The organism is Streptosporangium sp. NPDC000095, from assembly GCF_042899335.1.
Classification (GTDB): Bacteria; Actinomycetota; Actinomycetes; order Streptosporangiales; family Streptosporangiaceae; genus Streptosporangium.
Window position 1 is genome coordinate 172,881 of sequence record NZ_JBIAZS010000011.1, and the last position, 24,123, is coordinate 197,003.

20 protein-coding genes are annotated in these 24,123 nt (G+C 70.2%); 10 read left to right on the forward strand and 10 right to left on the reverse strand.

Annotation, left to right across the window (positions count from 1 at the left end; genetic code table 11):
* Window positions 1-354: 354 nt before the first annotated feature.
* From ACFY3V_RS24385 to ACFY3V_RS24400, 4 genes are all read right to left on the reverse strand, one after another.
* Window positions 355-804, reverse strand: coding sequence for a response regulator (locus ACFY3V_RS24385; RefSeq protein ID WP_350947941.1), 450 nt, complete (start codon window positions 802-804; stop codon window positions 355-357).
* Window positions 797-2,461 carry an ATP-binding protein gene (locus ACFY3V_RS24390; RefSeq protein ID WP_389776449.1) on the reverse strand — a complete coding sequence of 555 codons (1,665 nt, stop codon included), beginning with the start codon at window positions 2,459-2,461 and terminating at the stop codon, window positions 797-799. The genes ACFY3V_RS24385 and ACFY3V_RS24390 overlap by 8 nt, the downstream gene beginning before the upstream one ends.
* A complete protein-coding gene (locus ACFY3V_RS24395; protein WP_362898993.1) occupies window positions 2,461-3,612 on the reverse strand; it encodes a SpoIIE family protein phosphatase in 1,152 nt (383 codons plus the stop codon). Before ACFY3V_RS24395 ends, ACFY3V_RS24390 begins: the two co-directional genes overlap by 1 nt.
* Window positions 3,613-3,774: 162 nt before the next feature.
* Entirely contained in the window at window positions 3,775-4,707 is a 933-nt protein-coding gene (locus ACFY3V_RS24400; RefSeq protein WP_362898995.1) for a LysR family transcriptional regulator, read from the reverse strand.
* Between the two features lie 276 nt (window positions 4,708-4,983).
* Here ACFY3V_RS24400 and ACFY3V_RS24405 point away from each other — a divergent pair, with 276 nt between their 5' ends.
* From ACFY3V_RS24405 to ACFY3V_RS24415, 3 genes are all read left to right on the forward strand, one after another.
* Window positions 4,984-5,754 carry a succinate dehydrogenase cytochrome b subunit gene (locus tag ACFY3V_RS24405; protein WP_389776665.1) on the forward strand — a complete coding sequence of 257 codons (771 nt, stop codon included), beginning with the start codon at window positions 4,984-4,986 and terminating at the stop codon, window positions 5,752-5,754.
* A 139-nt stretch (window positions 5,755-5,893) separates the two neighbouring features.
* Window positions 5,894-7,840, forward strand: coding sequence for a fumarate reductase/succinate dehydrogenase flavoprotein subunit (locus tag ACFY3V_RS24410; protein ID WP_362898997.1), 1,947 nt, complete (start codon window positions 5,894-5,896; stop codon window positions 7,838-7,840).
* Window positions 7,837-8,574 carry a succinate dehydrogenase/fumarate reductase iron-sulfur subunit gene (locus ACFY3V_RS24415; RefSeq protein ID WP_350947935.1) on the forward strand — a complete coding sequence of 246 codons (738 nt, stop codon included), beginning with the start codon at window positions 7,837-7,839 and terminating at the stop codon, window positions 8,572-8,574. Before ACFY3V_RS24410 ends, ACFY3V_RS24415 begins: the two co-directional genes overlap by 4 nt.
* A 166-nt stretch (window positions 8,575-8,740) precedes the next feature.
* Here ACFY3V_RS24415 and ACFY3V_RS24420 read toward each other — a convergent pair whose 3' ends face one another.
* Together ACFY3V_RS24420 and ACFY3V_RS24425 are read right to left on the reverse strand one after the other, a co-directional pair.
* The gene (locus ACFY3V_RS24420; protein ID WP_389776456.1) at window positions 8,741-9,322 is read right to left on the reverse strand and encodes a Clp protease N-terminal domain-containing protein; all 582 of its coding nucleotides are present in this window, start codon (window positions 9,320-9,322) and stop codon (window positions 8,741-8,743) included.
* A gap of 2 nt (window positions 9,323-9,324) precedes the next feature.
* On the reverse strand, window positions 9,325-9,558 hold the full coding sequence (locus ACFY3V_RS24425; protein WP_329085846.1) for an RNA polymerase subunit sigma-70: 234 nt from the start codon (window positions 9,556-9,558) through the stop codon (window positions 9,325-9,327).
* Between the two features lie 115 nt (window positions 9,559-9,673).
* Between ACFY3V_RS24425 and ACFY3V_RS24430 the strand changes: the two genes are divergently transcribed.
* Entirely contained in the window at window positions 9,674-11,362 is a 1,689-nt protein-coding gene (locus tag ACFY3V_RS24430) for an ABC transporter ATP-binding protein (protein WP_389776460.1), read from the forward strand.
* The gene (locus ACFY3V_RS24435) at window positions 11,362-13,107 is read left to right on the forward strand and encodes an ABC transporter ATP-binding protein (RefSeq protein ID WP_362899001.1); all 1,746 of its coding nucleotides are present in this window, start codon (window positions 11,362-11,364) and stop codon (window positions 13,105-13,107) included. The genes ACFY3V_RS24430 and ACFY3V_RS24435 overlap by 1 nt, the downstream gene beginning before the upstream one ends.
* A 404-nt stretch (window positions 13,108-13,511) precedes the next feature.
* Here ACFY3V_RS24435 and ACFY3V_RS24440 read toward each other — a convergent pair whose 3' ends face one another.
* Window positions 13,512-14,033, reverse strand: a complete 522-nt coding sequence (locus tag ACFY3V_RS24440) for a hypothetical protein (protein ID WP_362899003.1) — start codon at window positions 14,031-14,033, stop codon at window positions 13,512-13,514.
* A 68-nt stretch (window positions 14,034-14,101) separates the two neighbouring features.
* Window positions 14,102-14,494: a VOC family protein gene (locus ACFY3V_RS24445; protein ID WP_362899005.1), complete on the reverse strand. Its 393-nt coding sequence runs from the start codon at window positions 14,492-14,494 to the stop codon at window positions 14,102-14,104.
* A 60-nt stretch (window positions 14,495-14,554) separates the two neighbouring features.
* Here ACFY3V_RS24445 and ACFY3V_RS24450 point away from each other — a divergent pair, with 60 nt between their 5' ends.
* Window positions 14,555-15,178, forward strand: coding sequence for a TetR/AcrR family transcriptional regulator (locus ACFY3V_RS24450; RefSeq protein ID WP_362899007.1), 624 nt, complete (start codon window positions 14,555-14,557; stop codon window positions 15,176-15,178).
* A gap of 233 nt (window positions 15,179-15,411) precedes the next feature.
* On the opposite strand, the gene ACFY3V_RS24455 is transcribed toward ACFY3V_RS24450, so the two are convergent.
* Entirely contained in the window at window positions 15,412-17,472 is a 2,061-nt protein-coding gene (locus ACFY3V_RS24455) for a prolyl oligopeptidase family serine peptidase (RefSeq protein ID WP_362899009.1), read from the reverse strand.
* Between the two features lie 106 nt (window positions 17,473-17,578).
* Between ACFY3V_RS24455 and mshB the strand changes: the two genes are divergently transcribed.
* The 4 genes from mshB to ACFY3V_RS24475 all read left to right on the forward strand — a co-directional run bounded on the left by mshB (window position 17,579) and on the right by ACFY3V_RS24475 (window position 21,245).
* Window positions 17,579-18,604, forward strand: coding sequence for an N-acetyl-1-D-myo-inositol-2-amino-2-deoxy-alpha-D-glucopyranoside deacetylase (gene mshB / locus ACFY3V_RS24460; protein ID WP_389776466.1), 1,026 nt, complete (start codon window positions 17,579-17,581; stop codon window positions 18,602-18,604).
* 5 nt (window positions 18,605-18,609) lie between these two features.
* The gene (locus ACFY3V_RS24465) at window positions 18,610-19,380 is read left to right on the forward strand and encodes a DUF6113 family protein (protein WP_389776469.1); all 771 of its coding nucleotides are present in this window, start codon (window positions 18,610-18,612) and stop codon (window positions 19,378-19,380) included.
* A gap of 64 nt (window positions 19,381-19,444) precedes the next feature.
* On the forward strand, window positions 19,445-19,879 hold the full coding sequence (locus ACFY3V_RS24470; RefSeq protein WP_362899013.1) for a hypothetical protein: 435 nt from the start codon (window positions 19,445-19,447) through the stop codon (window positions 19,877-19,879).
* Window positions 19,880-19,937: 58 nt separating this feature from the next.
* Window positions 19,938-21,245, forward strand: a complete 1,308-nt coding sequence (locus ACFY3V_RS24475; protein ID WP_362899015.1) for an MBL fold metallo-hydrolase — start codon at window positions 19,938-19,940, stop codon at window positions 21,243-21,245.
* A 141-nt stretch (window positions 21,246-21,386) separates the two neighbouring features.
* Here ACFY3V_RS24475 and ACFY3V_RS24480 read toward each other — a convergent pair whose 3' ends face one another.
* Window positions 21,387-23,927 (reverse strand): penicillin acylase family protein, encoded by a 2,541-nt coding sequence (locus ACFY3V_RS24480; protein ID WP_389776667.1) that lies wholly within the window; start codon window positions 23,925-23,927, stop codon window positions 21,387-21,389.
* Window positions 23,928-24,123: the final 196 nt, after the last annotated feature.

A 24,123-nucleotide genomic window follows, 5' to 3' on the forward strand; every position in this document is an offset into this window, starting at 1 on the left:
GTCCGGGTTGTATCAGTCGTGCCGCGTGTCCGGGCCATCGTCGCGCCGGGCTCACACGTGCGCGCGCTTATTGGTGGGGGATACGTTACGACGGACCCCAGGGGTTGTGTGCAAGGGGTCTCTCACAATTTCACTACCCCGGTGTGATTCCTGTCACGTTCGTCTGCCAAGGGTACCTCGCCTGCGACGTCTCACGAGGTGGACGATCACAGGGAGGTCTCGGCGGGCCGGAGGCACAGATGTGGCGAAAGGACAACCCCTGACTTCGTCCATCCCCGCGCCCTCGCGGGCCGTCGGACGGGTACGCGGCACCGGTGACCGATGCGATCCCCACGCCCGCGCCCTCGCGGGCCGTCAGTAGTGCTGGTTGGAGCTGGGCAGTTTGACGACGGTCACGAAGAAGTCGTCGATCCGCCGGACCACGCTGATGAACTGGTCGAAGTCGACCGGCTTGGAGACGTAGGCGTTGGCGTGCAGGTTGTAGCTGCGCAGGATGTCCTCCTCGGACTCCGACGTGGTGAGCACGACCACCGGGATCCCGCGGAGCTTCTCGTCGGCCTTTATGTCCTGGAGCACCTCCCTGCCGTCTTTTCTGGGCAGGTTGAGGTCGAGCAGGATCAGGTCGGGCCTGGGTGCGTCGGCGTAGTCGCCCTCCTTGCGAAGGAAGGCCATGGCCTGCTCGCCGTCGTTCACCACGTGCAGCTTGTTGCGGACCTTGTTGAGCTCGAACGCCTCCCGCGTCAGCAGAACGTCGCCCGGGTCGTCCTCGACCAGGAGCACGTCGATCCAGCGCAGGTCATTCATCCAAATCTCCTGTGGGAAGGGTCCAGCGGAAGGTCGTACCCCGTCTCGGGGCCTTCTCGACGTTCTCACCGGGCTCGGTGACTTCGGTGGTTCCGGCGCTCTGGGTGCTTCCCCCGTTTTCCGAGTCGACCCAGATCCGGCCACCGTGATATTCGACGATCTTCTTGCAGAGTGCCAGCCCGATGCCCGTGCCCGCGTACACGTCCCGTCCGTGCAGGCGCTGGAAGATCAGGAAGATGCGGTCAGTGTACTTACTGTCGATGCCGATGCCGTTGTCGGTGCAGGAGAACTCCCACATGTCCCCGTCGCGCCGCACCCCGATGTGGATCACCGGTGGGTCCTGCGAATGGAACTTGATCGCGTTGCCGATGAGGTTCTGGAAGAGCTGGGTCAGCTGAGGGCGGTTGCCGAGCACCTCGGGCAGCTCGTCGTGGGTCACCGTCGCGTCGCTGTCCTCGATGGTCGCGCCGAGGTTGTTCAGCGCGGCCCTGAGCGGCACGGTGGCGTCGATCCTGGTGCGCTCGCCGCCCATCCTGCCGACCCTGGAGAAGTCGAGCAGGTCGTTGATGAGCATCTGCATGCGCTTGGCGCCGTCGACGGCGAAGGCGATGTACTGCTTGGCGCGCTCGTCGAGCTGGTCGCTGTAGCGCTGGTCCAGCATCTGGGTGAAGCTGGCGACCTTGCGCAGCGGCTCCTGCAGGTCGTGGCTGGCCACGTAGGCGAACTGTTCGAGCTCGCCGTTGGAGCGCTTCAGCTCCGCGGCCTGGTCCTCCAGCTTGCGCTGCGTCTCCGAGGACAGGCGCCACTCGGCGAGGATGCGGCGGCGCATCGCGTCGACGTGGCCCGACAGCTCCGACAGCTCGGCGGGGCGCTCGACCTTGAGCCTGTGGTCGAAGTCTCCCTGGGCGACCGCGCGGACCTGCTGGTTCAGCTCCGCCAGCGGGCGGAGCACCGCGTACCGCACGATGAGCACCGCGGCGATCCCGGCCACGACGAGTGCCGCGGCCACCCCGACGAGCGCGACGTAGAGGGCCTGCCAGCCGGCGTCGAGCCGTACGACACCGGCGTCGTGCAGCTGGTTCAGGTGTCTCTGGAGCACCGCGAGGGACTGGCGCACCTCGTTGAAGCGGGTGGCGTTGACGGGGGCGTTCTGCCGGGCCGCGTCGGTCTTGAGGGTCGGCACGGCGGCGATGACCTTCTCGGCGTAGTCGCGCCGCCAGGCGTCTCCCGCGGCCTTCAGCCCGGCCACCTCGGCGCCGACCGCCTGCCCCTCCGGCATCCGGGGGAGCAGCGCGGTGAGGGTGCCCAGCGCGCTCTCCTCCGCGGTGATCGCCTTGCGGTATTCCTGGAGGGAGATCTCCTCGTTGGTCCTGCCGTAGGCCCGTACCGAGCTCTCCTGCGAGGTCAGGGTGTTGGAGATCTCCAGCAGGCGCAGCGCCGCCGGGTCGACGACGTCGACCAGCGCCTCCTTCGCCTCCCGTGTCTCCTCGATCGCGTTGACCGTGACGGCGGCCGAGATCATGAAGACCAGTGCGACGCCCACCCCGGCGAACGCGAACCAGCGTCCGACCGGCAGGTTCCCGAACCCGCGACCGGGGGTGAACGCGGGCAGGGGACGCGGACTCGAACGGTCGGAGCGGTCGGAGCGGTCGGCCATCACTTCCCGTTCCTGGAGATGAGCACGGTCGCCAGGTCGTCGCTGAGCGCGTCGCGGTTCAGCTCGACGACGCGCTCGATGAGGCGGTCGAGCTCGATCCCGCCCTGCTCCTGGACGAGGCTGAGCAGGCCCTCGGTGCCGAGCAGGTCGGGTCCGCCGCCCACGGTGGCCTCGATCAGGCCGTCGGTGTAGAGCAGCAGCGACCAGTCGTCGCCGAGTTCGACGTCGATCTCCGACCACTCGATGCCCTGGAAGATCCCCAGCGGAGGTCCCGAGGGGGTGCCCGGCACCACGCCGATCTCGCCGTCGCGGATGAGCAGCGGCGGCGGATGGCCGACCACGTGCATCCGCGCGGTGCTGAGCGTGGGATCGATCGTGGCGATGCACAGGGTGGTGAAGATCTCCGCGGACTTGCGTTCCAGGCGGAGCACCGACTCCAGGGTGGTGAGCAACTCGTTGCCGGTGTGCCCGGCCAGGACCAGGGTCCGCCAGGCGATCCTGAGCGCGACCCCCAGCGCGGCCTCGTCGGGGCCGTGCCCGCACACGTCGCCGACCACCACGTGGACGGCGCCGTCGGGGCTCTGCACGGTGTCCCAGAAGTCACCGGCGAGAAGGGCGCGTCTGCGTCCTGGCAGGTAGCGGGCGTGGTGGTCCAGGACCGTGGTGGTGAGCAGCGGGACCGGCAGCAGCCCGCGTTCGAGGCGGGAGTTCTCCTTGGTGAGCAGCTCGGCCTGCACCAGCTTGCGCTGGGCGAGGTCGGCGCGCTTGCGCTCTATCGAGTAGCGGATCGCCCGCGCCAGCAGGCGGGCCTCCACATCCTGCTTGACCAGGAAGTCCTGCGCGCCGGCGGCGACGGCCTCCACACCGACGTGGGTGTCGTTCAGACCGGTCAGCACGAGCACGGCGGCGTGCGGCGCCATCGACAGCACCTGTTCCAGCGCCTCAAGACCGGTCGCGTCGGGCAGGGAGAGGTCGACGAGCACGCATCGCACGTCCTCGGTGAGGCGCTCCCGGCTCTCGGCCAGGCTGCGCACCCAAATGATCTTGGGTGGGTTGTCCGCCTCGCTGAGCAGCTCCTCCACGAGGAAGGCGTCGCCCGCGTCGTCCTCGATGAGGAGGAGCGTGAGCGTTTCATTGGCGGGGGCGGTCACTGACGCCTCTTCGTTGATCGGGAGAACCTGTCGACGCTACGTAGAATAGTGCGACACCGGCACTTGGAGGGTGTTGATCAGTCACCTTGATCCACCGGCCGCCGTCGTGCCTGCTCCGCACATGGGAACGCGGCAAAGCGCCCGCCTCCTCCTCCCGCACCGTCAGCTCTCGGTGATCAGGTCGACCCCCTGCGGAAGGCTGCCGTCGCGGGCGGCCTCGGTGAGGAAGCGGAGCAGGGTCGCGCGGAAGGCCTGGGCTGCCCGGGTGGGTTCGACGTCCTTGCGGTGCGCGATCGCTATGGTGCGGCGCAGTCCGGGGGGTGCCAGGGGGGTGCCCGCCAGTCCGGGACGACCGTCCAGCACCATCGAGGGGACCAGGGCGACGCCCAGCCCGGCCTCGACGAAGCGCAGCACGGCGTCCATCTCGCCGCCCTCCACCGCGAACATGGGCTCGAACCCGGCCTGTCTGCAGGCGCTGAGCGTGGCCTCCCGCAGGTCGTACCCGCGCCTGAACATCACCATCGGCCGCCGCCGCAGCTCCTCGATGCGCGCGTACGGCTTGCGGGGGTGGTCGTTGGAGGGGGAGGCGACGACGAGGTTCTCCCGCAGGATCTCCTCGGTGACGAGGGCGGGATCGTCGTTGTGCAGCGGCATGATGATCAGCGCCAGGTCGAGCTGGCCCCGGGCGAGGGTGCGGACCAGGTCGCGGGAGCCGCCCTCCTCCACGAACAGCTCGATGCCGGGGTAGGCGTGGTGGAACCTGGCCAGCGCGTCGGCGAGCAGCCCGGCGCAGAGCGAGGGGGTCGCGCCCAGCCGAACCCGGCCGCGGCGCAGTCCCACCAGCTCGCCGACCTCGCTTCTCGCGGTCTCGGCGTCGGCCAGCATCCTGCGGGCCAGCGGCAGCAGGGCCTCGCCCGCGGGGGTGAGCGTGACGTTCCCCCGGGCGCGGCTGAACAGCGACGCGCCGAGTTCGGCCTCCAGGGCCTTGATCTGCTTGCTCAGCGAGGGCTGGGCGACGCGCATCCTCTCGGCGGCCTGGGTGAAGTGGCGGGCCTCGGCGACCGCCACGAAGTAGGCGAGTTGCTGGAGCTGCACGTTTCCCAAGCGTAGGGGGTCGCCGGGGGCGGATGCCTGCCGGGACATATCGGACGCGCGGGTATTTATAGCGCATGGATCCTCCGGCCTTGGATCCGGGGCCGACGGCGACACGGGAGAAAATGGGAGATTGCCCCATAAGGAAGTTGTGAGATTGCTCGCACAGCGGGGCGGTCGCGCCTCCGGAAGCAGCAGAAGCGCAGAGGTGATAGCCACAGGCTATGGAAACCACATCCTCGATGACTTGGACGGTGGTAAACCCTCCTACCTAGCGTGATGGACGTGACTGCCACGATTGAGCGCGGATCCGCCACCGCGCCGGTGAAACCTTCGGCGGACGCCCCCGCGAAGTCGACGCGACCCAGGCGGCGGGGCGGTTTCCTGGGTTCCACCAACGGCAAGAAGGCCGTGATGGCCGTCACGGGTGCCGTGATGGTGCTCTTCCTCGTCGGGCACATGGCCGGAAACCTCAAGAGTTTCTTCGGCGCGGAGTCCTTCAACTCCTACGCGGCCTTCCTGCGGACCATGGGCGAGCCGATCCTCCCGCACCGCACCCTGCTGACCGTCGTCGAGATCGGACTGGTCGTCGCGGTCGGCCTGCACATGTGGGCGGCGATCTCGCTGGCCAGACGGGCGCGCAAGGCCCGCCCGGTCAGGTACGCGGCGAGGCGCAAGTCCCGGGCGAACGGCTACGCGGTCCACACGATGCGCTACGGCGGCGTCGTCATTGTGCTGTTCGTGGTCTACCACCTGCTCGACCTGACGTTCGGCGCGGCGAACCCGGCCGGTGCCGGCTCCACCCCGTACGAGCGCCTCGTCGAGGGCTTCGCGCCGTCCCGCTGGTGGGTCACCCTGTTCTACGTGTTCGCGGTCGTCATGGTCGGCCTGCACCTGCGCCACGGCCTGTGGAGCGCCTTCCAGACGCTCGGCCTGGCGAGCCGCCGAGGCTACCGCTCGCTGAGGGCCGCCGCCACGGGGCTGTCCGCCCTGCTGGTCGTCGGCTTCCTCGCGGTCCCGGTCGCGGTCGCGGTCGGAGTGATCAAGTGAGCGGAGCCGGGCGTGGCGGCGTACGGGGAGCCGATCTCCGGTGCGACGGACGAGAGGCGGGTCCTTCGCGGGGTGTGCGGGGAGCCGGCGTACGAGGAGCGGATCTTCCGCATGGTGAGCGAGGAGCGGTGAGCGGGGCATGAGCACGGGACACGCGGGATATCCGGGATATACGGAGGGCGCGCCGATCCGCGACACCAAGGCTCCCGAAGGCCCGATCGAGGACCGCTGGGAGAAGCGCAAGTTCGGCGCCAAGCTGGTCAACCCGGCCAACAAGCGCAAGCTCAACGTCATCGTCGTGGGCACGGGGCTCGCGGGCGGTTCGGCCGCCGCGACCCTCGGCGAGCTGGGCTACAACGTCAAGTCCTTCTGCTACCAGGACACGCCCCGCCGCGCGCACTCCATCGCGGCCCAGGGCGGCATCAACGCGGCGAAGAACTACCGGGGCGACGGCGACTCGATCTACCGGCTGTTCTACGACACGGTCAAGGGCGGCGACTTCCGCGCCCGCGAGTCCAACGTCTACCGGCTCGCCCAGGTCAGCGTGAACATCATCGACCAGGCCGTGGCCCAGGGCGTGCCGTTCGCCCGCGAGTACGGCGGCCTGCTCGACACCCGCTCCTTCGGCGGCGCGCAGGTCTCCCGCACCTTCTACGCGCGCGGCCAGACGGGCCAGCAGCTCCTGCTCGGCGCGTACCAGGCGCTGGAGCGGCAGATCGCGGCGGGAACCGTCGAGATGCACACCCGCCACGAGATGCTCGACCTGATCGTCTCCGACGGCCGGGCGCGCGGCGTCATCGTCCGCGACATGGTCACCGGCGAGATCGAGCGGCACCTGGCCGACGCGGTCGTGCTGGCGAGCGGCGGGTACGGCAACGTGTTCTTCCTCTCGACCAACGCCAAGGGCTGCAACACCACGGCGATCTGGCGGGCGCACCGGCGCGGCGCGATGTTCGCCAACCCCTGCTACACCCAGATCCACCCGACCTGCATCCCGGTCAGCGGCGACTACCAGTCGAAGCTGACACTGATGTCGGAGTCGCTGCGCAACGACGGCCGCGTGTGGGTGCCGCTGGAGCGGGGCGACAGCCGTCCGGCCTCGGAGATCCCCGAGGAGGAGCGCGACTACTACCTGGAGCGCATCTACCCGGCGTTCGGCAACCTGGTCCCGCGCGACATCGCCTCCCGCGCCGCCAAGAACGTCTGCGACGAGGGTCGCGGCGTCGGCCCCGGCGGCCTGGGCGTCTACCTCGACTTCGCCGACGCGATCCGCCGCCTGGGCCGCGACGCGGTGGAGAAGAAGTACGGCAACCTCTTCGAGATGTACGAGCGCATCACCGGCGAGGACCCCTACGCCCAGCCGATGCGCATCTACCCGGCCGTCCACTACACGATGGGCGGTCTGTGGGTGGACTACGACCTGCAGTCCACGATCCCCGGCCTGTTCGTGATCGGCGAGGCCAACTTCTCCGACCACGGCGCCAACCGCCTCGGCGCGTCCGCGCTGATGCAGGGCCTGGCCGACGGCTACTTCGTGCTGCCGACCACGATCGGCGACTACCTCGCGAACGGTCCGTACGGCGAGGTCGACGAGGAGGCCGTGGCGGAGGCCGAGGTCGCGGTGCGCGAGAAGATCGCCAGGCTGCTGTCGAACGACGGCGATCGCACCGCAGACTCCTACCACCGCGAGCTGGGCAGGCTCATGTGGGACCACTGCGGCATGGAGCGCACCGAGGAGTCGCTGCGCAAGGCCCTGGAGCGGATCCCCGAGCTGCGCGAGGAGTTCTGGAAGAACGTGAAGGTCTCCGGCGAGGCCGGGGAGCTCAACCAGGCGCTTGAGCGGGCCGGGCGGGTGGCCGACTTCTTCGACCTGGCCGAGCTGATGTGCATCGACGCGCTGCACCGTACCGAGTCCTGCGGCGGCCACTTCCGCGCCGAGTCTCAGGACGCCGACGGCGAGGCCCTGCGCGACGACGAGCACTTCGCCTACGTCGCCGCCTGGGAGTACGGGGAGCAGGGCCCGATCCTGCACAAGGAAGATCTCGACTACGAGTACGTCAAGATGAGCCAGCGGAGTTACAAGTGAACCTCACTCTCAAGATCTGGCGGCAGAAGGGGCCCGAGGACAAGGGCCGTATGGTCAACTACCGGGTCGAGGACGTGTCACCGGACATGTCCTTCCTGGAGATGCTCGACGTCCTCAACGAGCGGCTCATTCTGGAGGGCGACGACCCGATCGCCTTCGACCACGACTGCCGCGAGGGCATCTGCGGCATGTGCGGCATGGTCATCAACGGGGTCGCGCACGGCGAGCAGGTGGCCACCACCACCTGCCAGCTGCACATGCGGCACTTCGAGGACAACGCGGTCATCACCATCGAGCCGTGGCGCGCGGCGCCCTTCCCGGTGGTGAAGGACCTGGTCGTGGACCGCTCGGCGTTCGACCGGATCATCCAGGCGGGCGGCTTCGTCTCGGTCCCCGCGGGATCGGCCCCCGACGCGCACAGCGTCCCGGTGAAGAAGGACGACGCCGACTCGGCGTTCGACGCGGCCACCTGCATCGGCTGCGGCGCCTGCGTCGCCGCCTGCCCGAACGGCTCGGCCTCCCTCTTCACGGCTGCCAAGATCACCCACCTCGCCCTGCTGCCGCAGGGCCAGCCCGAGCGCGACTCCCGCGCCAAGGCGATGGTCGAGCAGATGGACGCGGAGGGCTTCGGCGGCTGCACCAACACCGGGGAGTGCACGGCGGTCTGCCCCAAGGGCATCCCGCTGGACACCATCGCCCAGATGAACCGCGACTACCTGCGAGCCGCGAAGTAGATCTCCCGGAAGCGGGAGCCGCCCCACACCGGGCGCGGCTCCCGCTTTCCCGTTTTCCCTGACCGGTGTGGTTTCCGCCTTCACCGTTCCAGGCCGTCGGTGTCCGGGCGTGGCCGCCTTCACCGTCCCGAGCCGGTGACGTGCCGGGTGTGGTTTCCGCCCTCCGTCAGGGCCGGTGTCCTCCGGGTGGCCGGCCGAGCTCGCTCACGATCTCCCGTCGCAGGGTCGCGGCGTCGATGCCCGCGTCGGCCAGCACCTCGCCGCCCCGCCCTCCGCCGTCGCGCAGGATGCCCAGCAGGATGTGGCCGTCGCCGATGTAGTTGTGCTTGAGGTTCACGGCCTCGCGCAGGGACAGCTCCAGGGTCTTCTTCGCCCGAGGACTGAAGGGGACGTGGAAGCCGAACAGCCGGCCCCGCCGCTGGATGTCGGGTTTGCGGTCCAGCGCGCCGGGTCCGAAGGTCGCCTCGACCTTCTCCCGCACGGCGGACAGGTCGATGCCGATCGACTCCAGCGCCTCGGCGTCGAGCGCGTTGCCGGGCTTCTGGGGGGTGAGGCGGGTGACCGACCGGTAGGCGCGGGCGTGGTCGAGGCCGTGGCGGCCGAGCACCCGCGCCGAGACGCTTTCCGGCTGGGCGAGCAGGCCGAGCAGGATGTGCTCGGTGCCGATGACGTCGTGCCGCAGTTTGCGGGCGTTCTCCTGGGCGAGGACCACCGCCTGGCGGGCATCGTGATGGAACCGTTCGAACATCGCTATCTCTCCCGTCTCAGTAAACCTCGGCCACCCGCGTACTTCTTGTGCACCGCCTGCCGGGTGACCTCCAGGCAGTGCGCGATCTCCTGCCAGGACCAGCCCTGCTCGCGTGCGTTCTCCACCTGGAGTGCCTCCAGCCGGTCGACCAGTGTCCGCAGCGCTCGCACGGCTCGCAGGCCGACGGCCGGATCGCGGCTGCCGGCGTCGGATGCCAGTTGTGCCGTATCGCTCATGTCTGTCAATTTAGGTTGACGTGATGTGCTTGTCAACCCCAATTGACGGCGACACGCCGGGAAGGCCGAAAATGGTTTGCCGGGCCTGGTCGAAGTTTGTGACCCTTGCTGTGAGATGCGCTCCCTACCTGTCGCCGACCCCGGCGTTCCCGATGCCCGCAGCCCTTTCGGATACCTGTGGTGGGTGGCCCGCGCGCAGATGGGCCCGCTGCTCCTCGGCATCGCCTACGCCATCCTGTGGTGGCTCGCGATGGCCCTCGTGCCGTACGCCATGGGCAAGGGGATCGACGCCATCACGGCGAAGGACGTGCCTTCCCTGACCATCTGGGGCGGGGTGGTGCTCGCCCTGGGCATCACCCAGGCCGTCGCCGGCATCCTGCGCCACCGGATGGCCGTCTACAACTGGCTCGCCGCCGCCTACCGGACCGTCCAGGTCACCGCGAGGCAGGCGACCAGGCTGGGCGCGACCCTGCCCAAGCGCATGTCCACCGGCGAGGTCGTCAGCGTCGGCAACTCCGACATCGCCCACATCGGCAACACGATCGACATCCTCATCCGGGGCGGCGGCGCGGCCGTCGCCGTCGTCGTCGTGACCGTCATCCTGCTGAGCAGCTCGGCGCCGCTCGGCCTGATGGTGCTGGCGGGCCTGCCCGTGATGGCGGTCGCCGTCGCCCCCCTGCTCAGGCCGCTGCACCACCGCCAGAACGCCCACCGCGACCTGCAGGGCGACCTCTCCACCCGCGCCGCGGACATCGTCTCCGGCCTGCGGGTGCTGCGCGGCATCGGCGGCGAGCGGGTCTTCGCCGACCGCTACGGCGCCGAGTCCCAGCGGGTGCGGCGGGCGGGGGTGCGGGTGGCCTCGGTGGAGTCGATGCTGGAGGGCGCGCAGGTCCTGCTGCCCGGGCTGCTGGTCACCGCGGTGACCTGGCTCGGCGCGACCTTCGCGACGCGCGGCGAGATCAGCGCCGGCCAGCTCGTCGCCTTCTACGGCTACGCGGCCTTCCTCATCGCCCCCGTACGCACCCTCACCGAGGCCGCGGACAAGCTGACCAAGGGGCACGTCGCCGCCCGCAGGGTGGTGCGCATCCTCTCGCTGAGGCCGGAGGTGGAGGGCGGCACCGGCCGCTCGGAGGGCGGCCTGCTGCGCGACGTCGCCTCCGGGGTCGCCGTGCGTCCCGGCATGCTCACCGCCGTCGCGGCGGCCGTCCCCGAGGAGGCCGAGGCCATCGCCGACCGGCTCGGCCGCTACGGCGAGGGCGACGTCGACTTCGGCGACGTGTCGCTCGCGACCCTGCCGGTCTCCGAGGTGCGCCGCCGGATCCTCGTCGCCGACAACGACGCGAGACTGTTCGCCGGAGTGCTCAGGGACGAGCTCGACGTCACAGGCCGCGCCACGGACGAGGAGCTGGGCCGGGCGCTGTGGGTCGCGTGCGCCGAGGACATCGTCGAGGCGCTGCCCGGCGGCCTCGGCGGGCGCGTCGCCGAGGCGGGCCGGGAGTTCTCCGGCGGCCAGCAGCAGCGGCTCCGGCTCGCCAGGGCGCTCACCCTCGACCCGGAGGTGCTCATCCTCATCGAGCCCACCAGCGCGGTCGACGCCCACAGCGAGGCGCGCATCGCCGACCGGCTGGCCAAGGCACGCGCGGGCAGGACCACGCTGGTCTGCACGACGAGCCCGCTGGTGCTCGACCGCACCGACCACGTCGTCTACGTCGAAGGAGGCGTCGTGCGCGCCCAGGGCACGCACCGGGAGCTGCTCGCCGCCCACCCCGGTTACGCCGCCGTCGTCACCCGGGGAGAAGCGTGATGAGCAGGCAGATCCTGCCTGTCGCCGACCAGTCGCAGGTCCGCGCGTACGCCCGCAGGCTCACCCTGAAGTACCCCCGCGACCTGACCGTGGCGCTCCTCCTGCACGCCCTCGCCGCCGTCGCGGGCCTGACGGCGCCGTGGCTGCTCGGTGGCCTCGTCCAGGGCGTCCACGACGACTCGGGGATCGACGTCACCGGGGTGTCGCTCGCCATCGGCGGCTTCGTGGTCGCCCAGGCGGTGCTGGTCAGGTTCGCCGTCTACTTCTCCTCCAGGCTCGGGGAGAAGGTCCTCGCCGAGCTGCGCGAGGAGTTCGTCGGGCGGGTGCTCGGCCTGCCGCTGTCCACGGTCGAGCGCGCCGGATCCGGCGACCTGATCTCCAGGACCTCCCGCGACGTCGACTCGCTGTCGCGCACCGTGCGGCACGCCGTGCCGGAGACCCTGATCGCGCTCGTCACCTGCGTGATCACCGTCGGCGCGCTGCTGCTGGTCGGGCCGCTGCTCGCGCTGCCCTCGCTGCTCGCCGTCCCCGTCCTGTGGATCTCCACCCGCTGGTATCTCAAGCGGGCCAGAGACGGATACCTGCGAGAGAGCGCGGCGTACGCCGACATGACCGACGGCCTCGCCGAGACGGTGAACGGCGCTCGCGCCGTGGAGGCCCTGGGCCTGCAGGACCGGCGCCACCGCCGCACCGACGCCGACATCGCCGAGTCGTGGGCGGCCGAGAGATACACGATGGGGCTGCGCACGGTCTGGTTCCCCACGGTCGAGCTCGGCTACGTGATCCCGATCGTGGCGACGCTGGTCATCGGCGGCCTCTTCTACACCCGGGGCTGGGTATCGCTGGGGCAGGTCACCGCCGCCACACTGTACGTCCAGCAGCTCATCGACCCGCTCGACCGGCTACTCATGTGGATCGACGAGCTCCAGGTCGGCGGCGCCTCCATGGCCCGCCTGCTGGGCGTCGCCGAGGTGCCCGACGACCGCGAGGCCACCTCCGCCGCTCCCGAGGGCAGCGAGCTGAGGGCCGACGACGTCCGCTACGCCTACCGTGAGGGCCACGACGTGCTGCACGGCATCGACCTCACGATCAGGCCGGGGGAGCGGCTCGCCATGGTCGGCCCCTCGGGGGCGGGCAAGTCCACGCTGGGACGCCTGCTCGCGGGCATCCACGGTCCCCGCACCGGCTCGGTCGCGGTCGGCGGCGTCCCGCTCGTCGAACTCCCCCTGGACGACCTGCGCGGCCACGTCGCCCTGGTGACCCAGGAACACCACGTCTTCCGCGGCACCGTACGCGAGAACGTGCTGATCGCCAGGCCCGACGCCGACGACGCACGGGTCCGCGAGGTGCTGGAGGCCGTCGACGCCTGGGAGTGGGTCGAGGCCCTGCCCGAAGGGCTTGACACGGTCGTCGGCTCCGGCGGCGAGGCCGTCCCCGCCGCCCAGGCGCAGCAGCTCGCCCTGGCCCGGTTGGTCCTCGCCGATCCGCACACCCTCGTCCTGGACGAGGCCACCTCGCTGATCGACCCCCGCGCCGCCCGCCACCTGGAGCGCTCACTCGCCGCCGTCCTCGAAGGACGTACGGTCATCGCGATCGCCCACCGCCTCTACACGGCCCACGACGCCGACCGGGTCGCGGTGGTGGAGGACGGCCGCGTCAGCGAGCTCGGCTCGCACGACGAGCTGGTCGCGGCCGGAGGCTCGTACGCGGCACTGTGGAGCAGCTGGCACGGCACCTCCAGGTGAGAGCGTGTCCCTGCGGCTCTCACCCGGAGGTCGCGGGGACGGGTCCTTGCCACACCTTGGTGAGCGGCGGAACGCGACCGTCGGGTCGTTCCTGCCGCGCCGGAGACCTCCGCCCCCGCCAGGCGCTCCTCGGCGCTGAAGACACCGGCGTCGCAAATCGGGTCGAGCTGGACGTTGGTGGCGTTCTGGTCACGGGTGACCGCTCCGCCATAGCCGGTCATGACGATCTGGGCGTGGGGGCTGCGGCGCTTGATCTCGGTGAGGAGGCCGCTCAGGGGCTGCCTCAGTGCGGGAATTCGGTCGAGGATCGCCGTGGTGGGCGCGCTCGTGCAGTCGGCCTGGATGCACACGCCGCCATACCCGGCGAAGCCGATGTCGTTGCCGCCCCCTACCTTCCCGCTCTCTCAGGGGTAGCTCACGTAGAGGGTCTTCCACCCGCTGTCCTCCAGGCAGTGCAGCGATGGCTTGGTGCCTTCCGGGCGCTTGCCGTCGGTGCACGCTTTGGCTTCGAGCCGGTGGACATTCGGGTGGGAGAAGTCGAAGGCCAGCTTGGTCTTGCCCTTGCAGTTCCGGTAGTACTTCATGGTGGAAAGCAGGTTTCCGTCGGTGGCGAGATAGGTGATGCGGAAAAGTCCGAAGGCGCAGCGAAAGTCGCCCGCGACCTGGTTGATCACATTTCCTTTAACGTGGGCGGTGCCTACCGGCTGGAAGAGGTCGGGATGGATGTCGGTGATTTCGTAGGTGCCCTTCATCGAGGCCTCGAACTTGCCCGTGGCGAGATTGTGGTCGTACCTGAGGAACGAGCCGGATTCCGGCCAGTTGGCCGTCGCGGCCAGGCGCTGTGCGTCCGCGTGGGCGGTGACGGGCGCGGGTGCGATGATGGCCGCAGCCATGGCGAGCCCGGCAAGGAGGGGGGTGCCGATCATGGTAGGTCCTCTTTTCTATGGCTTGGGGATACGCCGATAGCCGGCCCCTACGGGCGGATGGAAAGCGTTCATGGCCGCTTCTGCTGGGTGTAGAGCCGGATTTCGATGCCGTCGGGGTCGATGACACCGCCGATCAGCCATCCCACGCTCCCTTCGGCGATGCCGGAGTGATTTACACCGAGGGCATCCAGATGATCGGACCAGGCGTGGAGCGCTTCCACGGTTGGCACGGCCAGTGCGACCGGATCGAACCCGCCCAGGGTGGCGGCCCGCTCGGGCTCCTCGCGTAGCGCGAGCATCAGCGTCTGGTCCGTGTCGTTCAGCGCCACGCCGCGCAGCACGCCGTCCTCGACGAACTCGATCGCCACCTCAAGGCCGAGCACGCGCCGGTACCACTCCAGACTCTTGTGCACGCTCGAGACAGGCAGCTTGACATGGTGGAATCCACCCAGGGCGATCATGAACCATCTCCTTTTATAGTGATACTTTAAGGTACCACTCTAAAGTGGTACTCTAAATGAATGGAAGACGTCAAGAGCCCCAAGCGGCGTTCGGCACAAACCAGAAGCCGTATTGTGAACGCCGCGAAAGGGCTGTTCGTGGGGCGCGGCTATGCCGGGGCGACCTTCCAGCAGATCGCCGACGCGGCCGAGGTGTCGGTGCAGACGGTTTACTTCCACTACGGGACCAAGAGCCAGCTACTCAAGTACGTGGTCGATGTCGCCTCCACCGGAGACGAGGAGCCCGTGCCGCTGCTGAAACGGCCCTGGTTCGCCGCCTTGCAGGCGGAGCAGGATCCGATGGCGGTGGTGCGGGGATGGGTGCACCATAGCGGCGTCATCCTCGACCGGGTCGCCCCCGTCCTCGCGGTAGTCCGCGACGCGGCGGCTGGCGACCCCGACATGGCCGCTCAATGGGCCGCCAACAGCGAACAGCGGCACACCGCTCACGGGGAGGTCGTCACCATCCTGGCCCGCCTGCAGGCCCTGCGGCCCGGCCTGACCGAAAGCCAGGCCACCGACATCACGGTCGGGCTGCTGTCGCCGGATCTGTTTCTGGTGATGACCCGTGAATGCGGGTGGACCACGGCGCGGTGGCAGGACTGGAGTGCCGACCAACTGTGCCACGGGCTGCTGTCACCCTGACGGTCGGGAGTGCGCGGCGTGCCGTACCGGACTCGCTCAGCGCACCGGGTGGCCTGACCGCTGCCCTGCTGCCCTGGTGCCGTGCCTGACGGTCGCGACCGGCCTTCACCGCTCGGTGGAGGCGGTGCGCCGACGACGGTGACCGGTGGCTTAGGACAAGATCGTCCGGAGGGAAACTCAGGACAGGCTCTGCTTCGGGAAGGCCCTGAGCAGAGGGCCTTCCCGAAGAGAGCTCAGGACAGAGACTTTTTCAGGAAGTCGACCTGGAGGAGCAGGAGGTTCTCCGCCACGGTCTCCTGCGGGGTCATGTGGGTCACCCCCGACAGCGGCAGCACGTTGTGCGGGCGGCCCGCGGCCAGCAGGGCGGAGGACAGGCGCAGGGTGTGCGCGGCGACCACGTTGTCGTCGGCGAGGCCGTGGATCAGCAGCAGGGGGCGGTCCAGCTTCTCGGCGTCGGCGAACAGCGACGAGGAGTCGTAGTGGCCCTCGTCGGGGTGGCCGAGGTAGCGCTCGGTGTAGCAGGTGTCGTACAGGCGCCAGTCGGTCACCGGGGCCCCGGCGACGGCCGCGTGGAACACGTCGGGGCGGCGGAGCACGGCGAGGGCGGCCAGATAACCGCCGAACGACCACCCCCTGATGCCGACCCGCGACAGGTCCAGGTCGTCGGGGAACCGCGCGGCGGCGCCGTGCAGGGCGTCGATCTGGTCCTCCAGGATCGGGGTGGCCAGATCGTGCAGGACGGCCCGCTCGAACTCCGGGCCGCGCCCCGGGGTGCCGCGGCCGTCGGCGACGACCACCGCGAAGCCCTGGTCGGCGAACCACTGGCTGGTCAGGTGCGCTCCGCTCGCGGCCAGCACGCGCTGGGCGTGCGGTCCGCCGTACGGGTCCATGAGGACCGGCAGCCTCGCCGAGCCCGGCACGTGCCCGGCGGGCAGGAGTACAGCGGTGGCGAGGTCGCGCTCGCCCGCCTTGATCAGGGAGACCCGCAGGTCCAGGGTGGGACGTTCGGCGTGGGAGGTGATGTGGCCGCGGGGCGTGCCGTTGTGCAGGACGCGGGTGACCGAACCCTCACTGCCGAGGGTCTGGCCGGTGATCACCAGGGTGCCGCCCGCGGTGTGGCCGCTGTAGACGCCGCCCTCGGTCGGGCTGACCAGGGTGATCTGGCCCCGCCGGTAGGCCCAGACGGCGATCTCGGTGGGCTCACCGCTCGCGCGGAAGAGCACGGTCTCGCCGTCGATGTCGAGGATCTGACGGACCTGGAGGGTGGGCGGCGTGACGGGGGAGTCGCCGACGATCAGGCGGTGGCCGCCCTCGGCGGTGGCGGCCCAGACGAGGCTGCCGTCGGACAGGTGGCCCGGAACGCCGGTGACGACGTCGACCCAGGCGGGGTCGGTGTCCTCGCGGACGAGCGTGGAGGTGCCGGTGGCGGGGTCGACGTCGAACAGCCGCATGGTCCGCTGGTCGCGCGTCATGGTGACGATCGAGAGGCCGTGGGCGTCCCAGCCGGCGTTGACGAGGTATTCGTCGTCGAAGGGCACCGGGACGCGGGCCCCGTCGAGGGTGAGGACGAAGAGCTCGACCCCGGCGTTGGGCGTCCCCGCGGCGGGGTAGCGCTGCTCGGTGGCGGGGCGGGCCGGGTTGGCGGGGTCGGCGATGTGCCAGTGCTGCACCGGCGACTCGTCGGCCCGCTCGACCAGGATCGCCTCACCCGACGGCGACCACCAGTAACCCCGCATGCGGTCCATCTCCTCGGCGGCGATGAACTCGGCGAGGCCGTACGTCACCTCGGGAGACTCGGGACGGGCCAGCGCGTGGTCGACCTCGTCCTCCAGGTCCTGGATGTGGAACGCGCCGCCGGTCACGTAGCCGACGTGGACGCCGGTGGGGGACATCCGGGGGTCGATCACCGGCCCGGAGGTCGTCAGCCGCCGTATGTGCCTGGTCTTCAGATCGACGACGTAGAGGCCACCGGAGAGAGCGAAGGCGGCGACGGTCACCGCCGAGTCGGTGCTGTATCCGACGATGCCCCCGGCCTGCTCCCTGCTCCGCTCGCGGCGCGCCCGCTCCTCGGGCGGCAGGTCCTCCTCGTCGGCCGCCAGCGCGCGAGGGTCGGCGATGAGCCGTTCCGTGCCGCTGAGGACGTCGTACTCCCACAGGCAGGTCACCGGGTCGAAGCCGCTCCTGGTCCGGAGGAAGACGACGCGGTCACCGCCCGGGGCGATCGTGAAGCCGCGCGGCACCCCGAGAGTGAATCGACGGGTTCTGGCGTGCAGGCGAGGGAAGCTCTCACTCATACCAGCCATCTTGCCAGTTCCGCATCGAGTGTCTTGTTTTCCAGGGGCCGCCGGGAAGGGAATTCGGAGGTTCTGGGCGATGCCCGGCATCGATACCCTCGGACGCATGACTGATCGGCGCCTCATGCTCGTACACGCCCACCCGGACGACGAGACGATCGGCAGCGGAGCCACCATGGCCAGGTACGCCGCCGAGGGCGCGCACGTCACGCTGGTGACCTGCACGCTGGGGGAGGAGGGCGAGGTCATCCCCCCGGAGCTGGCCCACCTGACCGCCGACCGCGACGACACGCTGGGCGAGCATCGCGTCGAGGAGCTCGCCGCGGCCTGCGCGGCGCTCGGCGTCACCGACCACCGCTTCCTGGGCGGCCCCGGCCGCTGGAGGGACTCGGGCATGATGGGCGCCGCCTCCAACCACAGGGAGAACGCCTTCTGGGGGGCCGACCTGGACGAGGCGGCGGGCGAGCTCGCGAGGATCATCCGCGAGGTGCGGCCCCAGGTGCTCGTCACCTACGACGAGAACGGTTTCTACGGCCACCCCGACCACATCCAGGCCCACCGCGTCGCCTGGCGGGCCGTCGAGTTGGCCGCCGACCCGGGGTTCGGGGTGCTCTCGGGCTCCGTGACCCGCTCGGAGGGCGCTTCCGCGTCCGGGGAGGCCCCCGGTGGAGGGGGCGGGGAGGTGCCCGACGAGAGGGCCGGGGGGACGTCCGGAGAGGTGCTCGGCGGGGACGGGCCGTGGCGGGTCGCGAAGTTCTACCACACAGCCGTCCCCAGATCCGTGCTGCACAGGAGCGAGGAGGCGATGCGCGAGAGCGGCACCCCCTTTCTCGTCGAGCCGGTCGACGACCTGCCGTTCGGTTGCGCGGACGGGGACGTCACCACCGAGATCGACGCCCGCGCCCACATCGACAGGAAGACCGAGGCGTTGCGGGCGCACGCCACCCAGATCAGCGTGAGCCCGCCCTGGTTCGCCCTGTCCAACGACGTCGGCCAGGAACTCCTCGGGGTCGAGCACTTCATCCTCCGCTCCGGTGTACGGGGTCCCGCGGGCCCGGGAGCGCCGATCGAAATGGGCGGGCTCGGCGAGCCGTACGACCGTGAGGACGATCTCTTCGCCGGGATCCACTAGCCTCGATGCTTGTGATGGAGCAGGTCCCGGCTGTGCGCGCGCCCTCGGAGACGGTTGTCGCCGTGGCGACGAACGCCGTGCTCTTCGTGCTCGGGCTGCTGCTGGGTGTTCTGGGAGGCTTCCAGCACTCCTGGTACATCAGGCCCGTCCCGGTCTCCGCCGTCGTCTGCCTCGCCCTGCTGTTCGCGATCCCCTACGGGGCCGGCCGGATGACGCACGGCAAGTCCGCGGCCGTGGCGTTCGTGGCGGGCTGGGCGCTGATCACCATGATCTGGATCTCCGGACGGCCGGAGGGCGACCTGGTCATCGCCAACGACCTGTCCGGTTACCTTTACCTCTACGGAGGGCTCGCGGCGGTCACGGTGGGGATCATGCTCTCGCCGTCGGCCACCCTGGGCGGGACGTGGCCGCCCACCTCGGACGGCTACCGTTCCGGTCCCGAGTCCGCGCCGATACCGTCGGATTCCCCGCCTCCGTCCGGTTCCCCGTCCGGTTCTCCGCCCTCGCCCGCGACGTCCGACCCGGGGATTCCGCCGGGCCCGGCTCAGTCCGGCGCGGTCGCGTCCGGCTCGGCTCAGTCCGGTTCGGTCGCGTCCGGCTCGGCTCAGTCCGGTTCGGTCGCGTCCGGCTCGGCCCGGTCCGGTGCGGTGCCGCCCGACTCGGTCGTGCCCGGTTCCGTGCAGCCCGACCGGACCGGGCCGGATCAAACCCCGCCCGGCCGGGTCCCTCCCGGCTCCCAGACCCCACCCGCACCACCGGGCACGTCCGCTCCCTGACGCGGCCCCGCTCGGCGTCCCGGGGCGTCTGTCGCTCGCCGCCCCGATGGCGGACAATCCGGGTATGCGGCGGTTACATCGAGTACGGCGAACCCTCAACTACATCAACCTGTCCACACCGCTGGGGCTGCTCCTGGCGCGCGTCGGCCGCGCCCGGGTGACGCCCGGGCCCGACGGGCTGCTCCTGGCGTACGGCTACCGCTTCGGGTTCCCGATCGCCTCGGCGTTCACCGTGGGGAACGTGGTGCTGACCAAGCACCCGGAGGGCTTCCTCGCCGGTGCCCTGCTCAAGCATGAGGACCGGCACGCCTCCCAGTACATGTGCTGCGTGGGCCTGCCGATGCTCCCGCTCTACGTCGTCGCGGTGGTCGTCTCCATGATGATCTGCGGAAACCAGGCTTCGTGGAACCTTTTCGAGCGGCTGGCGAACCTGGAGGACGGCAACTACGTCCGAAGGTCGCCCTGGTGGCGTAACACCAGATCCCCACAAAAGGAATGAATCCCGCTGTGGGGGGATCTACAAGGGGTGAGCTGTCGATGACCGAAGGGGGCCGCCCATGTCACAGACCTCCCACCCAGCAACCGCCTCCCACCTGCCCGCGGAATTCGACGGCCTCGTCGCGGTGCCTCCATGGCGTCCCGGATGGTCGGCCCGCTTCACCGCGCGACCGGCGCGAGCCCTCAGGAAACTGGGCCGCACCGCCGGCCGGGCGGTGCGGGATCGCCCCTCAGGACCGCGTACGGCCATCGCCGAGGCGGCATCCCGTTCCTCCGTGCTCTCCGCTCCCTCGACGGCCCCCTCGTTGGCTCTCTCGCCGGCTTTCTCGACGGGAACCTCGACGGGGGCGGAGTTCCCCGTACGGTTCGGGACCTCCGTGCGACCCGCGCCTCCCGTACCGCCCGCGCCGCCGAGGCGGCCGGAGCCCTTGCCGAGACGGTCGTGGCCGGATGGCTTCAGGGACCGGCTGACCTCGCCGATCCCGACGTTCCAGGAGTTGCTGGCGGTCGCCTGGCACGGCACGCTCCGGCCCGATGTCGGGGACGCGGACCGCATCCCGGTCCACAGGAACGGGCTCCCACGGCCGACGGGGACCGAGGCGGTCGTCACCTGGGTGGGACACGCGACGTACGTGGTGCAGATCGGCGGGCTCACCATTCTCACGGACCCGGTCTGGGCGAGGAAGATCGTCGGTGTCCACCGACCCCGCCTCACCCCGCCCGGCGTCGCGTGGGCGGACCTGCCCAGGATCGACGCCGTGGTGATCAGCCACAACCACTACGACCACCTGGACGCGTGGACGGTGCGGCGGTTGCCGCGCAGCACGCCCGTCCTCGTACCGGCCGGGCTCAGGTCCTGGTTCACCCGGCGCGGATTCCGTGACGTCACCGAGCTCGACTGGTGGGAGAGCACCCGGGTGGGGGACGTCCGCTTCGACTTCGTCCCCGCCCACCACTGGAGCCGCCGGTCGATCTGGGACACCTGCAAGACCCTCTGGGGCGGCTGGGTGATCGCCTCCGACGACCAGACGATCTACTTCGCCGGGGACAGCGCGTACGGTGAGCGCTTCGCGCAGATCGGCGCCCGCTACCCGGACGGCATCGACCTGGCTCTGATGCCGGTGGGGGCGTTCGAGCCCCGCTGGTTCATGCAGGCCGCGCACGTCGATCCTGAGCAGGCCGTGCGGGCGTGCCAGGACGTGGGGGCGCGCCGGATGGCGACCATGCACTGGGGCACGTTCGTCCTGTCGGGGGAGTCGCTCCTCGCGCCGGTGGAGGAGGCGAGGGTGGCCTGGGCACAGGCCGGACGTGACCGCGCCGACCTGTGGGACCTCGCCGTCGGCGAGTCCCGCGTCCTGACGCCCTGACAGCGCTTCGGGGAGGCGGGAGGAACGGGGATCCGGGCCGCGAGGGCTCGCCCCGCGCCCGGAAGCGGCCCGGAAGCGGCCGTCAGGGGTCCCGGAGGCGCAGCCCTCGCCTCTCAGGGGCCACGCCTCGGGGACCGAGCGTCAGGGGATGAGCGTCAGGGTGTGGGTGGCCGCCTTCTTGACGGCCTCCTGGCCGGCGAGCATGGGGGTGGTCTCGCCGCGCGCCCACAGTGGCGCCTGGTCCCAGTAGTTGTCGTGGAACGCGTGGCCGGAGGCGCCGGTCAGGTTGATCCATCGGGACTTGTCCGGGTTCGCCAGGTCCACCACCATCCGCATGGACGGCAGCCAGCTCACCGCGTAACCGTCCCGCACGTCCCACCCCGCGGCGTTGACGGCGTCGTCGCTGCCCGCGACCGGGAACGGACCCCGGTTGAACAGCCACTCGATCGGGCCGATCCCCGAGGTGCCGAAGGTCTGGTGGACGAGCTCCAGGGAGTGCAGGTCGCCCCAGCGCCAGTCCTTGACGTCCGGGCCGAGCAGGCCGTTCAGCTCGTCGTAGGCCCTCGCCATCGCCCGTCGCAGCATGTCGTCGCGGGTCTCGGCGCGTGGGGTGGTCGTGTCGTCCCAGAACGCCTCGTCCTGCTTGTCGAGCATGACCCGTACGACCTCGAACCAGCGGTCGCCGCCCTGGGGCCAGGCGCCCTCGGGGAGATCGTCGTTGAAGGTCTCGATGAGCAGGTGCCGCCAGACGGCGTTGAAGTACATCGCGGGAGCCGAGTCCGCGCCCTGCCCGTGGTCCCAGTCGCGCAGCAGCTCGCGGGCGTCCTTGGCGGGCCCGGCCATCTCGACGTCGAGCAGCCTGGGCACCAGGAAGCGGGCGAGGCCGTTGTCGCTGTCCTGCTGCAACGCGCTCATCGCCGCCACGTCCACCTTGCCGTCGTCCTTCAGCGCCTCGCGGAGGCGCTGAAGGATGCGCTGGGAGCGGTATCCGTACGCCCAGTCCTTGGTGAGGTTGTACGGATATCGGGCGGGGTCGATGACCGCGTTGTTGGCGGTCACGATGTAGCCCTCCGGCGGGTTGTAGAGGCTGGGCAGCTCGTTGAAGGGGATCGTCGACTGCCAGGCGTACTCACCGGTCCAGCCGGGCACCGGCCAGGTGCCGTCGCCGCGGGTCCGCACCGGGATCCGCCCGGGGGCCTGGTAGCCGATGTTGCCCTCGGTGTCGGCGTAGATCAGGTTCTGCGCGGGCACCTCGAACCTGCTCGCCGCCGCCCTGAACTCCTGCCAGTCCTGCGCGACGTTCAGCGAGAAGATCGCGTCGGCGGTCCTGCCGGGCTCCAGGGCGGTCCACTTGAGCGCGACCGCGTCGCCTTTCTCCTCGAAGACCGCGTCCATGCCGGGCAGCGTGTTCTTCGCGCTCTCCAGGACGTCGGAGATGATCGGCCCGTGCATGGTGTCGCGCACCGTGAGCCGTACGTCGTCGCCCCCGGCCACCTTGATCGTCTCGGTCCTGATGGTCATCGGCTTCCACTCGCCCATGAGCAGGTACGAATCGTCCTTGATCCGCTCCAGGTAAAGGTCGGCGACGTCCGGGCCGAGGTTGGTGAAGCCCCATGCGATCTTGTCGTTGCGGCCGATGACCACGCCGGGTACACCGGAGAAGGTGAATCCGGTGACGTCGAACGGGCACTCGGGGCTCTTGACGCGGCAGTGCAGCCCGGCCTGGTACCAGACCGAGGGCATGCCCGGCCCCAGATGGGGGTCGTTGGCGAGGATCGGTTTGCCCGACTCGGTGTGCTCGCCGCCGACCACCCAGGAGTTCGAGCCGATGCCCCTGCCGCCCGCCGGGTCGCCCATCAGGCTCGGCACCGCGCGGATGGCCTCGGCGGCCCGGGTGAGCGCCCCGGTGGCGGGCGCCACCCCCGACGGCTCGGGCTCGGCCGTCTTCGGCTCCTCGTCCTGGCGGAACCCGCGCTCGCCGACCGAGCCCCGGGTGACGATCGGCTGGTTGGTCTCGTACGGGTAGTCGGGCCAGAGCTGCTCCACCCGGCCGCGCGGCAGCTTGCTCGCCGCGAGCGCCCGGCCGATCTCGTCGGTCATGTTGGAGCGCAGGTCCCAGGCCATCGCCTTGAGCCAGGCGAGCGAGTCGGCCGGGGTCCACGGCTCGGGCCGGTAGTCCGGGCTGGTCGCCCGCAACAGCACGTACTCCAGGCTCTTGTCGGCGAAGCCGTCGTTCCGCTTCATCCAGGCGTTCACCCCGCCCGCGTAGGCGTCCAGGTAGCGCCGGGTTCGCTCGTCGAGCAGGGGGAGTTCCTTCTCGGCCACCTTCCGCCAGCCCATGGTCCTGATGACCCTGTCCTCGGTCAGCGTCGCCGAGCCGAACATCTCCGAGAGCCGTCCCGCGGTGACGTGGCGGCGGAAGTCCATCTCGAAGAAACGGTCCTGGGCGTGGACGTAGCCCTGGGAGAGAAAGAGATCTTCTGGGGAGTCTGCGTATATGTGCGGGATGCCCGTCTTATCGCGATATACGGTGACTTTTCCCTTCAAGCCGTCCACCTTGAGCTCGCCTTCGAGCTGCGGGAAGGACGCTCGTACGCTCCATACGCCCGCTCCGGCGAGCAGCAGCCCGAGCACCAGAAGAACGGTGAGCACCCGCGCCAGCCACGTGAGTGGGCGGGGCATCCAGGCGTACGGGCGGAACCTCACAAAAACCTCCTAGGCGACATGCTTCCGCAAGTGTGGCACCACCCCCATGGGGTCGGCACCGACGTCAGGGCGAAGATGCGCGTATGAGACTTTTGCTACCGACCTGGTCAACGCCCACGGCACGGTGGCCGCGAGCCGTCTGACCCGGTTCCGCTCGTACGACCCGAACCCT